Origin of the sequence: [Clostridium] scindens (genome assembly GCF_019597925.1) — a bacterium.
GTDB lineage: Bacteria > Bacillota > Clostridia > Lachnospirales > Lachnospiraceae > Clostridium_AP.
The window spans coordinates 1,115,001-1,128,982 of sequence record NZ_CP080442.1 but is presented as its reverse complement, the minus strand read 5'-3'; the positions used below and the strand labels follow the sequence as shown (position 1 = coordinate 1,128,982).

The window sequence follows — 13,982 nt, the reverse complement described above, 5'->3', positions numbered from 1 at the left end:
AGCATGATATTCTCTATAAATTCCCTATGCAGGACGATATTCAAATAATCTTAATCTTTAGAAAGATGGATCGGTCTGACCCCGCCTTGCGAGCCCAAGCATCAGAATAGGCGCTTCGACCATTGAAAGCGTCGCATATCCACATGATCGTCTATAAATCCTACCCCTTCTTTTTTCAGCAATTCCATCTGCCGGTTGCAGATGCCCCCGCTAAAGGCGCAGGATACATTACCATCCTTAGTTACCACCCGGTGGCAGGGAAGTTCGCTGTCTTCTGGCACAGCATGAAGGGCATAGCCTACCACCCGTGCCCACCGGCGGTTTCCCGCAAGTTCTGCTACCTGTCCATAGGAAGCCACCTTTCCTTCGGGAATCTCCCGGATAATATCGTAGATTCTCTCAAATGCGCTTTTTTCCTCTTTCATCTTCTTTCCATCCTTCTTCATCCTAGTCTTTTTAGCCGGGGCCTTTCCCGCTATGTTAACTTCTGCGCCATGCCTCGATTGCTTCCAGCCGTTCCTTTACCCTTTCTTCTTCTCCCTGCGTGGTAGGCCGGTAGTATTTCCTGTCTTCCATTCCTTCAGGCATGCACTGCATATGCGTAAGCTTCTCTTCTGTATCGTGGGCATATTCATAGCCTTTCCCATAGTCCAGTTCCTTCATCAGGCTGGTAGGCGCATTGCGAATCTGTAGCGGAACCGGCTGGGCACGCAGATTCTTCACATCCTTCTTGCATGCCTCGCACGCCATATAGAGGGCATTGGACTTGGGCGCCATGGACAGATAGGTGACTGCATGGGTCAGGTGCACATCGCACTCCGGCATTCCCAGAAAATGACACGCCTGATAGGCCGCAACTGCCACCTGAAGAGCATGGCTGTCCGCCATTCCAATATCCTCGCTTGCAAAACGGATCAGCCTTCTCGCGATATACAGGGGATTCTCCCCTCCCTCCAGCATGCGGCACATCCAGTAGATGGCTGCATCCGGGTCGCTGTTACGCATGGACTTGTGAAGCGCCGAAATCAAGTTATAATGTTCTTCACCATTTTTATCATATAAAAGGGACTTCTTGCTGATGCACTGCTCCAGTCCTTCATTGGTAACCGTCATGCCATCTGCCGTGATCTCGCCGTTAAGCACCGCCATCTCCAGAATATTCAGCGCCGTTCTGGCATCCCCGTTGGCAAACGCCGCAATGGCCTTAAGCTGCTGCTGCGTAATCCGGACATTCTGGTCTTTTAGGCCCGCCGGGCTATTCAGGGCATTGGTCAATAATTTTACCAAATCCGTCTCTTCCAAAGCCTTCAGCACGAATACCCGGCACCTGGAAAGAAGCGCCGCATTCACTTCAAAGGAGGGATTCTCTGTAGTGGCGCCGATCAGGACGATGCTCCCTTTTTCCACAAATGGAAGGAAGGCATCCTGCTGGGCCTTATTGAACCGGTGAATCTCATCGACGAATAGTACGGTTCGAATCCCCATGCAGCGGCTTTCCTCCGCCTGCCTCATGACCTCCTTGATCTCCTTGATTCCGCTGGTGACTGCGCTGAAATTGATAAAATCCGCCTTCGTGCGTCCGGCTATGATACTGGCAAGCGTCGTCTTTCCTACGCCGGGCGGCCCCCAGAATATCATGGAAGATATCTGGTCTCGCTCGATCAGCTGTCTTAACATCCTTCCCTTCCCAAGAAGGTGCTCCTGGCCCACGAAGTCTTCCAAAGAAGAGGGCCTTAATCGGCTTGCCAGCGGCGCGCTGGCCTGCCGGTCGTCAAACAAGGACATCTGTTCCATCTTAATTCCTCCCGCACTTGCTAATAGTATGAGCTGCTAATTCCATATACATGTATCATACCACGCCGAACTTACGTTCGCAATCCATGTTTGAGCAAAATGTCCTAAAAATTATTCGCCCCCAAGATTGCCTATCCGTACTTGCTTCGTAGCCACCTTCTCGCAGAATGCCGCATCGTGCTCCACGAAGATCATAGCAGGCTTATATGCCATCAGCAGCTGCTCGATCTGTATTCTGGAGAGAACGTCAATGTAGTTAAGAGGCTCATCCCAGATGTACAGGTGGGCTCTCTGGCAGAGGCTTCTTGCGAGCAGCACCTTCTTCTTCTGTCCAGCGCTGTACTGCCCGATATCCTTATCAAACTGGCTCCTTTCCAGATCCAACTTCCTCAGCATTGCCTTAAACAGGCTTTCATCCAGATCATATTCCAGCGCCATATCTTCCAGGCTTCCCTGCAAGAATGAAGCATCCTGGGGAACATAAGATATCTTTATTCCTGTTCCGACCTGCGTTTCTCCGGTGTATGGAATCTTTTCTCCCAGAATCATCTTCAGGATGCTGGATTTTCCACATCCATTTCTTCCTCTCAGACAGATCCTTTCCCCGCGTCTTACTTCGAAGTTCACGCCTTCGCATACGTTTCGTCCATCGTAAGAGATTGACACATTCTTAAATTCTGCCAGCCGGTCCGTATGATATTCCAGGGGATAGAGTCTGAGTTCTTCAGCGGTATCAATATTTTTAAGCAGCCGGGACTTCTCCTCAACCGCCTGCTGCCTACGGCCTTCTAATACCTTGGAGCGCTTCATCATCTTCGCAGCCTGATGTCCGATATGCCCCCTATCCGGCCTGAGGCCTGCTACCCGCTGGCCCTTTTTACTATTCTCCACTTTGTCAGACCATTCCCCGGAGCGTCTGGCAGCCCGGCTTAACCGTCGGACTTCTTTTTTCAATTTTTCATTTTGTTCCATCTCCTGCTGGTCTTTTGCCTCTTTATTGGCATACCAGGAACTAAAAGTTCCCTTCTGCACCTCAATATCCATCTTGTTGATGGAAAGGATATGATCCACGCAGGCATCCAGGAACCTGCGGTCATGGGATACCAGGATAAATCCTTTCTTGCTGTTCAAATACCGGGCCACCTTATCCCTTGCTTCCATATCCAGATGGTTGGTCGGCTCATCGATCAGAAGGAATCGATCCTCGCCTGCAAATAACACGGCCAGCATAACTTTTGTCCGTTCGCCGTGGCTTAGCGTTTCAAAAGGGCGGAATAAGACCTCTGCTGCCACCTCCAGCAGATTCAGTTCCCGGTAAATCCGCCATTGTTCAAAGCCGGGGCAGATCTCTTCTAAAATCTCGATCGTCATACGCCTTTTATCCTTTGCTTCATATGGAAAATACGCAAATTCCATATTGGAAGATATCCTCCCCTGATATTCGTAGTTTCCCAAAAGCAGATTCAAAAATGTCGTCTTCCCGCGCCCGTTACGCCCAACAAATCCTAATTTCCAGTCCGTGTCTATCTGGAACGACACATGTTCAAATACGTTATCATAACTTCCCTCATAGGCGAAGCTTAAATCTACTACATCTATCAATGCCATAATGCATGCCCCCATTCAACTATTAAAACTTATCAAAAAAAGACTGCAGGAAAGCCTTCCCTGCAGCCTTGGCAGCACGTTCTTTTAGCATCCCGCAGCATGGATGCGCAAAGTCGGTCACTACGTAATAACGTACGCAAAATATTCTCTATTTAAAGACGAATGAATTGCCTGCCCAGCAGATGGATTTGTTCAACTTTCCTGCTATCCGTGCACAGCAAAACGAATGGGCATGCAATCCCCATGTACATCCTGCTATGCAGTTACGTTTCCATTAGCAAGAAGCTGTCCTCATCCTCTCATCTCCATTTCATCTTAGTTTTCTTTGGATAGGATAGCATAGAAATTCCAGAAAGGCAAGCATCGATTCTTATTCTACAATATTACCCTTCCCGTATTTTCCCAAGTCTCTCCCATATCCGTGCTGATATACTTGTATAATACGCCCGCCATTTCTTCGTATCCATCCTGCCCTACGTAGAATATCCATGTATCATTTTCTTTCTGCGGGGCATAAACCATGGTCCACCCCTCTGCCGGAGGATCCATACGTACTTCCTCCCAGGTATTCCCTCCGTCTTTTGTCCTCTTAAAGTCCAGCATTTCATGGTCCGTGACCGCCGCCATTCCATTCATGCTGTCAAAGAAGGTAAAGCCATTTACTAGGAACGTCATAAAATCATCGATCGGCTTTTTGGCTGTCCATGTGTTTCCCATGTCCTTGCTGACAGAGAGTACGGTCGCTTCGGACCCCATGGTCTTATCCACGCACATCAGCGCATAGATAAAACTGCCATCCCCGCTCATCCCTGCATAACTACGTCTAACGCCGGGGTGATCCAGCACTTCCTTGTTGGTCCATGTCTCACCGGCATCCTCCGACACGGTCATGGTGACCGGCATTTTTTCCCGTCCTCCGTAGACGAAAAAGGTCTTATCTGGCGCAATATAATAACTGCCGCTTAAAAGAGAGGTCCGATCTGTCTGAGGATCTTCCCCGAACAACTGATCCATCATGATAGGAACGCTTTTCCAGGTAACTCCGTTGTCATAGGAAATGGACAGAGTCTCTCCCTCTATCTTATACCGGTCCGGCGAAACAGGAGTCGCCTCTGCCCGGACAGGCTGGAACTTTTCTTCAATAGCGTTTATTACATCCTCCGTCTGCGCGATTCCTTTCAGATTAAAGGTATAATCCTTAGCCTGTTCGCCATATACCGTAAGGTTGCAGTGTATGGCATTGTCATTGCCGATTTCCCCAAATTCCGTATATATGGTATCCTCCGGATTTACATCGTGGATCTTGACTGCGGCAGCAACAGCAAATTCCTCCCTGCTTCCGGCCAGCGGCCTGGACCATTGCACCTCGATATAAGAGTAATACTTCTCCTTTGGAATATTCGGCTCGTCAATAGTTTCTGTATCTTCATAGAGATAGGAGGCAAAATACCGCTCCAGCATGGTAGCAGCAGCGGCTGCATAGTCATCCGGATCCGCAGCCAGAACCTCGTATGGGTTCTTCGGAATCTCCATAGACTGCACATCTTTGCTCTCATAGCGGTCTTCTGTCACAATGACATCCGACTCCTCCAAAGGTGTCAATTTTTTTATTTCGTTAATAACATTTTCGTTAAAAGACTCGGGACGCTTTGCCTTTTTGAGGGCTGCCGGCAGGTCATACTGTCCTGAATCCGTGTAGCCCGGCTTCACATCCTGCCCATCTTTAAACAGTTTTCCAATTACCGGAATCTGCTCAAAAAATTGATACCTGCATCCCGTGCACAGCACCGCGGCACAGACGCATAAGGCTATGACTCCTGCCATTTTTCTGTACTTGCTCATTCTACTCGTTCTCCTTCTTCCTAGTCGTATCCTCTGTTCCTGATTGGCACGTATTACATGGTTTCCGACGGTGCATAGACAAATCGGATGGGCGTCCGTTCTTCCTTCTTATCTGGACAGTAGATGGAGAGGCTTGGCCCCTTCACTTCCACGCTTGAATAATCGGCAGGCAGCGTAACCTTTCCTTTCTGGTCGATATAGCGGATGCCATCCGCCGCTCCCAGATATCCCCAGGATGCAATTCCTTTATAATAGAATCCGTAACGCTCTTCATCCCACTGCCTTACTACATCCTGGACATTAATATTCTCCGCCATTTGAAAGAGTATCTCCATATCATTGTCCGGATCGTATTCTTTCTGCTCGCTCTTATCGACTCCCGTCCAGTCTTGAGTGTGTATCAGCATCCGCTTGTCTGTCTGCGGCTCGTAGGATACCAGATACGTAGTCCTGAGCTTATAGTCCATATCGTATCCATAGATGAAGGCATAGATGCTTTCAATCTCTCCATCTTTCTTAAATATAATATCCACATTCTCGGTCATAAGGTGAGGCATCAGTTCTACTTTCGTTTGCACCCTATCCATAATTCCTGAAAGCCCGGTTTTGTAAAAGTTCTTTTCCTTAAGCCTTACCTTTTTGTCCGTCTTTGCCTCCTGAATCTTCCAGGCAAGCTTTCCATTGAGATTCACCATGCACCTTCCTACGGCAAAGGTGCCGCATGCTGTTACGAATATCCAGAATGCTGCAATCACGATGCGCAGCTTTATGCCCCGGACGCGCCTGGCATGCTTTTTCAGCAGACTCTCCTGGGCCTCTGTCATATCCTGCCTGGGAATTGGCAGAAAACGCCGCCCTTCCAGGATAAGGAAATAATAATGCCTGCTTTCCTTTACCCGCTTTACTTCCCGCCAGTGGATGTCCGCCTTCTTGCGGTAGGACATGTCCACCACGACGATACCCTCTTCCGACAGTTCCAGGGATTCCCCGCCAAGGATCACCCGGCGTCTTGCCGCAATATAGACAGCGGCTGCCCCTTCCAGGATAAACAGCAATATTCCGAAAGAATAGATGGACAGCCATAAAAGATTCCTTTTCAGCATTCCGATATAGGCTAACTGGTACATGGTCTGCCATGTTTCCAGATACAAGAATATCAGCACCGGGTTGGCCAGCCTGATGAATAACCGGTCTTTGATCAGAAGCCACAGATATCTACTGTCTGATACACGGTACACGCTCCTGTCTTCTCTGTCTCTGCCTGCTGCCGCCGGGCGGCCACCCGTCAGTTCTTCAACGGATACCCGAAGAATCTCCGCCAGACGTATGATATTCTCCGTGCTGGGGCTTGACAGATCCTTCTCCCACTTGGAGACTGCCTGCCGGCTTACGCCCACCAGAGTCGCAATGTCTTCCTGCGAAAAATTCTGGCTCTTTCTCCTGGATGCGATATTTTTTCCTAGCGACATCCTGCTCACCTCCATGTAACAAGCATAACAGAATAGGCGGTTGCAATCTACCAACTATTTGTCAACTATTGGTTGCAACCGCCTATTTTCTACTATTATTTTTAATCAGGAACTACTTTTTCTGCTTCAGAATCCTGCTTACGATCAGGCACAGAAGAATGGTGATTACCATATCCGGAAGTGTATTGCCTACCGGCATATCTATGTGCATCAGAATCCTGTATATAGCAAATCCCACAGCCCATACCAGCAGGTTGGGGATATTGGCCCGATCTTTGCTGCTGTCCCTTTTCAAAAGGAAGAAGTCCGCGATCTGGATGGCGATCATCGGCGCGAACACAGAGCCTATCAAATACAGGAAGTCCGTGATATTGTCCATCGGATACACGATAGCCGCAATCGTTCCGATCACCGTCACAATGACAGCCACATGCTTTCCGTTCCACCTGGCGATGATAGATTCGCTGGATATTCCGGCGGAATATGCATCCAGAAAGGTTGTGGTGACCGTGGAGAACACGATGATCAGAAGGCCTGCAATGCCAAGTCCCGCCTTCAGCATAATCTGAGCAATATCATACTCTCCCGTATAGATCGCGGCCCCCATTCCAATCACGTACATCCAGCAGCTGACAAGCCCATATACGATAGCGCTTGCCGCCGTCGCCTTTACAGGCTCCCTGGCCTCCCTGGTGTAATCGCCGATCAGCGGAAGCCAGGATAGGGGCATGGCAACAGACAGTTCCACTGCCGCTCCGAAGGTCATGCTGTCATCGGCGGCCATGCCTATGGCACCACTGTCAAAGAAGATCACCTTGCACAGAATCAGCGTCAGAATAAAGAGCGCTGTCATGGCAAAGGCATTGACTTTCCCAAGATTGGTGATCCCAATCATGATCCAGAGAATGATCAGAATGCCGATGACCAGGCACCATGCCCATCTGCCGGTACGGACCACGCCGTTCGCCGCCAGCGCTCCATCGTAGATCATGATGGCCGTCCAGCCCACCAGCTGCAATACATTCAGAACAGAGAACAGAAGGCTTCCTTTCTGGCCGAAGCTCATCTTCACGGTCTCCATGGCGCTTCGTCTGGCCTTGCCTCCAATCACGCCCGCCAGAAACAGCATGACGCATCCAATGATATGGCCAAGGACGATAGCCGCCAGTCCTCTTTTAAATCCCAGCGGCGCAAGATAGGTACCCGTAAGAATCTCCGCAATTGATACCCCTGCGCCAAACCAGATCAGTCCATTTTCAAATATAGAGGTACGCTTTTCTTCCATTTCCTAGCACGCCTCCCCTTTGTTTGAATCAGGAGCAATTCTCTCTTCCTTCTCCTGGATAAACTCTCCCGTCAGGGCAAATCCGTGATCCATCGGGCCGCTTCCCCGTCCCAGGTCAAGCATCGCGCTCAGCGCGCCGGATATATACGCCTTGGCACGTTCTACAGAGGCGTCAAGGTCAAATCCTTTCGCCAGATTCGAGGCGATGGCGCTTGAAAGCGTGCAGCCCGTGCCGTGGGTATTCGGGTTATCTATGCGCCTGCCATTGAACCATTTATAAGAATCTTCCCGGTACAGAAGGTCATTGGCATCATTGATCTGATGGCCTCCTTTTAGAAGGACCGCGCAGGAATAGGTCCTGCTGATGGCTCCCGCCGCAGCCACCATGTCTTCCTGCGTCTCAATTGCCAGGCCGGACAGCACTTCTGCCTCCGGTATGTTGGGCGTCAGCACGCTTGCCATCGGAAGCAGGCACTCTTTCAACGTCTCAATCGCCTCGTCACTGATCAGCCTGGATCCGCTGGTGGCAACCATGACCGGATCCACGACAATCTTGTCTGCCTTGTAAACTTTTAACTTTTCCGCGATGATGCGGATCAGTGGGCTTGCCGATACCATTCCTATCTTAACCGCATCTGGGTAGATATCCGTAAAAATATCATCTAACTGTTCTGCTAAAAAATCTGGAGTCACCTCCATAATGCCTGTCACGCCGGTAGTATTCTGCGCAGTTAAAGCTGTGATCGCGCTCATGGCATATACGCCATTTGCGATCATCGTCTTGATATCTGCCTGGATGCCGGCGCCTCCGCTGGAATCGCTCCCAGCGATTGTTAATGCTGTTCTCATCTGTACATATCCTCCTCATAAAATCCTGCATTAATTTTATCAAGCGACAGAAGGTGGTGCCCCCAATCTGCCGCCGGTCTAAGCATCACCTGGATGCATATTCCCAAAATGTCTGAAAATCGGTCAAGTCCTCAAGATAAATATCCGAGTGCTTTCGGATCTCCTCCTGCTTCAATTCGCTGAATCTATCGTATACGCCCACCGTCTTGAAGCCGGCTTTATCCGCCGTCTCGATGGCATGAAGCACATCTTCGAACACATAGGTCTCCCGGGGCTCTGTCCCCAGATACCTGCCGGCCGCAAAGTAGATATCCGGTCTGCTCTTGCCTGCGCCCACCTGGGAGCAGGTAAAAATCTTCTGAAAATATTGATTCACATTCAGTCTTTTAAATGCCGCTTCAATATGCTCCAACTCGCTGGATGTTGCCACCGCCATGGGAATATCTTTTCTTGACAATTTCCCCAAAAAATTGGCTGCCCCGTTCTTTAGAGGAGCCTCATAAAAGTAGTAGTCTCTTACCGTATCCCCGACTCCTTCGATAATCTGGCTTACGCTAAGTTTCAGGTCATACCTGTCCTTCATGTAGGCAGCCCCTTCCTGAAGGCTCATGGGAAATAAAAGTTTCCCCAAATCTTCCTGAGCCTGGATGCCAAGCCCTTTCAGATACCTGGCTCCCGCATCTTCCCAGATTGCCATGGAATCAAGAAGCGTCCCGTCTACGTCAAATATCGCGCCTCTTATCATGCGGTTACCATCTTCTCTGTCAGGCCCCTTAATTCCCTGGCCGCTTCTTCTATATCATCCTTTGCAAAAATCGCGCTGATGACGGCAATGCCGCAGACCCCGCTGCCGGAGAGTTCCAGAATATTCTCCTTGCTGATCCCGCCGATAGCTATGACTGGTATCTTTACCGCCTTGCAGATGGCTTTCAGCGTATCGTGGCTAACTTCCAGAGCATCTGCTTTCGAGCCGGTCGGGAACACCGCGCCAACTCCCAGATAATCGGCGCCATTTTGCTCTGCCATCACCGCCTGCTCTACCGTCTGGGCGGAGACGCCGATCATCTTGTCCGGCCCCAGTTTGGCCCGCACATCCCCGGCTTCCATATCGCTCTGCCCAACATGCACGCCATCCGCATCTACTGCCAGGGCAATCTCCACATTGTCATTGATGACGAACGGAACTTGATAGCGTCTGCACAGTTCTTTGATTTCTTTGGCTTCTTCCAGAAAATGCTCCTCATCCAGTTCCTTCTCCCTTAACTGGATGAAGGTGGCGCCTCCTTTTAGCGCTTCCTCCACCTGGCTGTATAGCGTCCTGCCGTTCAGCCAATGCCTGTCCGTCACAGCGTATAATAATAGGTCTTTCTTATCGCACTTCATATTTTGCTCCTTTATCCAAAGTCTCCATATCCATATGGTATATCGCGTCGATGATCCGGTTCCGGTACGTGGAATTGCCGTCTCCTTCCTGCATTAAATTCCATCCGATCTCTCCTGCAAGTCCCATTGCGCAGACCGCGGCAGCCGCAGCCTTTAGCTTCTGGTCGGGATTGGCCACTAGAAAAGCAGTCATCAGCCCCGAGAGCTGGCAGCCGGTGCCGGTAATCTTCCCCATCTCCGGACGGCCATTGCGGATCACATAGCACTCCTGTCCGTCGCTGACCAGATCGATGGCTCCCGTAATTGCTGCGATGGATCCGGATGTCTTCGCAAATTCCTTGGCAAACGCAACGGCTTCGTCCAGATTTTCCTCTGTCACTGCATCCGCCACATCGGCATCCACGCCTTTGGTGGTACCGCTTCCAAGAGCCAGCGTCTTGATCTCCGAGATATTGCCTCGGATGACGTCCAGATGAAGTTCCTCCATCAGTCTTACAGCCGTATTGGTGCGAAGCGCGCTGGCACCTGCCCCCACAGGGTCAAGAAGCACCATATGGCCCAATTCATTGGCCTTATGGCCAGCCACGAACATGCCTTCTATCGTTCTTTTATTCAATGTGCCGATATTAATATTCAATCCGCCGCAGATGGCAGTAATATCCTGAACATCCTCCGGCTCATCGGACATGATCGGGCTTCCCCCGCAGGCAAGCAGCACATTTGCGACATCATTGACCGTCACATAATTGGTAATATTATGTACCAGCGGCATCGTCTTTCTTACATTGTCCAAACACTTTCCCAGCATTTCCTGTTTCCTCCTTTTGCGCATGAAAAACGGATATGCCGCCTTCGGCATATCCGTCTGATTACATACGTTATGTCCCTACGTTGGCATTATCCAAATCAGGTTTATGGGTCAAGGCAATATCAGCCTACTCTCAGCCTGCTCCTATCTGCAAGCTCCCCGTTGTTCTGTTTTATACAACGTTAATTATACTACTTTCCAGTTTCTTTGCAACCTTTTTCCACAATTTTACCTTTCGCAATTTGTTGTATAGCCAATCAGTAAAATATTTTTTAGATGATAGTTTCTGTATGCTCATCGTGGGCTGGGCGTCTCTGCCAGTTAACGCAATCGTTGCCTACAAATTTCCACACACAGGATTGCGCCGGAGATGTACAGCATTTCCGGAGGAATCGCATTTTAGTTCTTCCTTGGCGCCCTTCGCCAGTTAGTATTTTCTTAGGGTGTCATTGGAATCATCCGTGGTCTTCTCAATCTTCTTGACCACCACGTAATAGCCGTTGTCGCCATTGGTCTTAACCTTTACGCGGTCCCCCGCCTTTCGACCTTTGATAGCCTTCCCCAGTGGGGATTCTATACTGATCAGGCCTTGAAGGGAATTGCCGCGCACGCTGGTGACAAGACGGTAGGTCTCTGTCTCATCATCGTCCTCGAAATATACCTCTACCGTATTATTAATCCCCACTTCATCTTCCCCAGAATCATCCGAGATGATTCTGGCGTTCTTGAGCATCCGCTCCAGGTAGCGTATCCTGCTTTCGTTGCGGTTTTTATCCTGCTTCGCTGCCTTGTATTCAAAATTCTCGCTCAAGTCCCCCTGGGCCCGGGCCTCCTTTACCGCTTCCAGTTCCCTCTTGCGGACCACCAGCTTCCGGTATTCAATCTCTTCCTTTATCTTCTTGACGTCGCTTTGCGTTAACTGCTCTCCCATACGATATCCTCCTCCCGATCAATTTTACACACCAGTTGTGTAGGTTTGACACGTAACACTTTTCAACTTTGTTACGTGCAGTTTTCAATTTAACACGTAACACTTTTCAATTCTGTTACGTGCTCACGTGCTCATTTTACCTTCCCAAGCATTCGTTTGTCCAGCATTTTTAGCAGGATGAGTCCCACCAGTGCCAGACAGCATTGGGTAAATGCCGGCGCTGTCCATACTCCGGCAAGGCCCCAGATCTTTGGGAAGAGGAATGCCATACAGAGCGAAAGAAGCAGCGGCTCGCCATAGATGAGCACATATGCTTCCAGGTTCTGTTCCACGGCGTAGAAATATGAGGTAGTAACTCTTAAGAATGCGGCAAAGATCAAGCCTGCCGCAAAATACAGTATCACCGTTCCATACAATTTCTCTACGGATTCCGATACGCCAAATACCCCCGCCATCCTAAATCTGGTCAGATACAGAAGAATGACGCATCCAAGCATCACTCCCCCGCCAAATCGGTATGCCATTCTGCGCACATGCAGCATTTCTTCCTTGTTCGAACTGCCATAGTACCTGCCAATCAGCGGCTGGGCTCCATCTCCGATTCCCTGCATCAGAAGCTGGGCCACGCAGATGACATAGCTGACTACTGCATAGCAGGACACTGCCAGTTCTCCGCCATAGGCAATCGCGCTTTTATTGATAATTATGATGACAATATTCGGAGACAGCGTAAGGCCAAAGGGCGATATCGCTATCAGCGCGAGATATTTTATCGTATTCGCTGCAGGCTTGAATATTGCATAGCGCATCAGGCGCACTTTAACTATCAGATAAACCATGCATGGAACGACTGTTACCATCTGACCTATCAAAGTGGCCGCTGCTGCTCCGGCAATGCCATATCCTTTGATGGATACGAAATACCAGTCAAAGATAATGTTGGTGACAAACCCGGCTACCATAGCGCACATAGCGGTCATCGCCCCATCATAGTTGCGGATCAGCGGGACCATGCCTGTACTGAATACCTGGAGCATAGCCCCTGCGGCAATAATCTTGATGTAAATGCCGGCATAGGACAGGATCTCTCCTGTGGCGCCAAACATCTCCAATATTCTTATATGGGCAAGGCTAAGCCCTGCCATAAGCACGATTCCAGCTACAGCCAGCAGTATGATGGCGTTCCCCAGGTATCGACGCTCTTCTTGCTTATCTTTCTTCCCTTTGTTGATGGCGATCTGAATCGCCCCCGCCATTCCAAGTCCCGATCCTGCTGCCTGAATCAGCGCCACCAGCGGATAAGCCATATTGATGGCTGCCAGTCCTGCATCTCCTACATTTCTGCCCACATAAAAACCATCCACGATCGCATATACTCCTGTAAATGCAAATGCAATCATAGACGGCAGCACGTTTTTCCAAAACTCTCTTCTTACTACCTTCATGATTCCTAATCTATTTCCTCCTGAAAATATTCATAAAACAGTCGGTTTCCCCGGAGAATCTCCTCCATATCCGCCGGACCTATCTTCTGGATGACAGAACTTTCGATACGGTATAGTTCATCCAGCAGACCTCCCGCAAACCGATTCCCCTTCTCTGTCAATATAATCTTCTTATTCCGCCTGTCATCTTCATCTGTAACTAAGAAAATGTAACCCTCTGATTCAAATTTTTTTAAGATGCTGCTGACGGTCTGCTTTGGCATGGACCACTCGTCGCATATCCTTTTGGGACAGCATTTGCCTTCTGAATTGTAGATTGCGTACAGGACAAATACGGAATAGTATGACATTCCCCTTTTTTGGGCCCATTTTGTGTATAATCCATTGATCCCATTCCACAGGGAATAGAGTTCTTTTAATTGGTGTTCCAATATATGTTCCATTCATGCTCCTCGTTTCACAATTTTATAGTTTGTTACATTTTCTTACACAATTCAAGTGCGCTTAATTAGTCCGAATACAGACCATTTTGAATTATATATAATATATATCGATTTGTCAAGACGTA

At 49.3% G+C, this 13,982-nt stretch carries 13 protein-coding genes and 1 riboswitch; all 13 genes read right to left on the bottom strand.

Annotated features, from left to right (window positions below):
* Positions 1-101: 101 nt before the first annotated feature.
* On the bottom strand, positions 102-425 hold the full coding sequence (locus tag K0036_RS05395) for an MGMT family protein (RefSeq protein ID WP_025644749.1): 324 nt from the start codon (positions 423-425) through the stop codon (positions 102-104).
* 55 nt (positions 426-480) lie between these two features.
* Entirely contained in the window at positions 481-1,794 is a 1,314-nt protein-coding gene (locus K0036_RS05390) for a replication-associated recombination protein A (RefSeq protein WP_220430910.1), read from the bottom strand.
* 111 nt (positions 1,795-1,905) lie between these two features.
* Positions 1,906-3,402 carry a ribosomal protection-like ABC-F family protein gene (abc-f, locus tag K0036_RS05385; protein WP_220430909.1) on the bottom strand — a complete coding sequence of 499 codons (1,497 nt, stop codon included), beginning with the start codon at positions 3,400-3,402 and terminating at the stop codon, positions 1,906-1,908.
* 375 nt (positions 3,403-3,777) lie between these two features.
* Complete coding sequence (locus K0036_RS05380) at positions 3,778-5,244, bottom strand: WD40/YVTN/BNR-like repeat-containing protein (protein WP_220430908.1); 1,467 nt, start codon at positions 5,242-5,244, stop codon at positions 3,778-3,780.
* 53 nt (positions 5,245-5,297) lie between these two features.
* Entirely contained in the window at positions 5,298-6,713 is a 1,416-nt protein-coding gene (locus K0036_RS05375; RefSeq protein WP_259283399.1) for a helix-turn-helix domain-containing protein, read from the bottom strand.
* A gap of 112 nt (positions 6,714-6,825) precedes the next feature.
* Positions 6,826-7,998 carry a putative hydroxymethylpyrimidine transporter CytX gene (cytX, locus tag K0036_RS05370; RefSeq protein ID WP_220430906.1) on the bottom strand — a complete coding sequence of 391 codons (1,173 nt, stop codon included), beginning with the start codon at positions 7,996-7,998 and terminating at the stop codon, positions 6,826-6,828.
* A gap of 3 nt (positions 7,999-8,001) precedes the next feature.
* Positions 8,002-8,847, bottom strand: coding sequence for a bifunctional hydroxymethylpyrimidine kinase/phosphomethylpyrimidine kinase (gene thiD, locus K0036_RS05365; RefSeq protein ID WP_220430905.1), 846 nt, complete (start codon positions 8,845-8,847; stop codon positions 8,002-8,004).
* Positions 8,848-8,932: 85 nt separating this feature from the next.
* The gene (locus K0036_RS05360; RefSeq protein ID WP_220430904.1) at positions 8,933-9,592 is read right to left on the bottom strand and encodes an HAD family hydrolase; all 660 of its coding nucleotides are present in this window, start codon (positions 9,590-9,592) and stop codon (positions 8,933-8,935) included.
* Positions 9,589-10,230, bottom strand: coding sequence for a thiamine phosphate synthase (thiE, locus tag K0036_RS05355; protein WP_220430903.1), 642 nt, complete (start codon positions 10,228-10,230; stop codon positions 9,589-9,591). Before thiE ends, K0036_RS05360 begins: the two co-directional genes overlap by 4 nt.
* On the bottom strand, positions 10,217-11,038 hold the full coding sequence (gene thiM / locus K0036_RS05350) for a hydroxyethylthiazole kinase (RefSeq protein WP_220430902.1): 822 nt from the start codon (positions 11,036-11,038) through the stop codon (positions 10,217-10,219). The genes thiE and thiM overlap by 14 nt, the downstream gene beginning before the upstream one ends.
* Positions 11,039-11,095: 57 nt before the next feature.
* Positions 11,096-11,210: riboswitch (TPP riboswitch) on the bottom strand.
* A gap of 255 nt (positions 11,211-11,465) precedes the next feature.
* Positions 11,466-11,969: a transcription elongation factor GreA gene (greA, locus tag K0036_RS05345; RefSeq protein WP_173694783.1), complete on the bottom strand. Its 504-nt coding sequence runs from the start codon at positions 11,967-11,969 to the stop codon at positions 11,466-11,468.
* A 131-nt stretch (positions 11,970-12,100) separates the two neighbouring features.
* A complete protein-coding gene (locus K0036_RS05340) occupies positions 12,101-13,414 on the bottom strand; it encodes an MATE family efflux transporter (RefSeq protein ID WP_220430901.1) in 1,314 nt (437 codons plus the stop codon).
* A gap of 5 nt (positions 13,415-13,419) precedes the next feature.
* Positions 13,420-13,857, bottom strand: coding sequence for a MarR family winged helix-turn-helix transcriptional regulator (locus K0036_RS05335; RefSeq protein ID WP_025644773.1), 438 nt, complete (start codon positions 13,855-13,857; stop codon positions 13,420-13,422).
* Positions 13,858-13,982 lie beyond the last annotated feature (125 nt).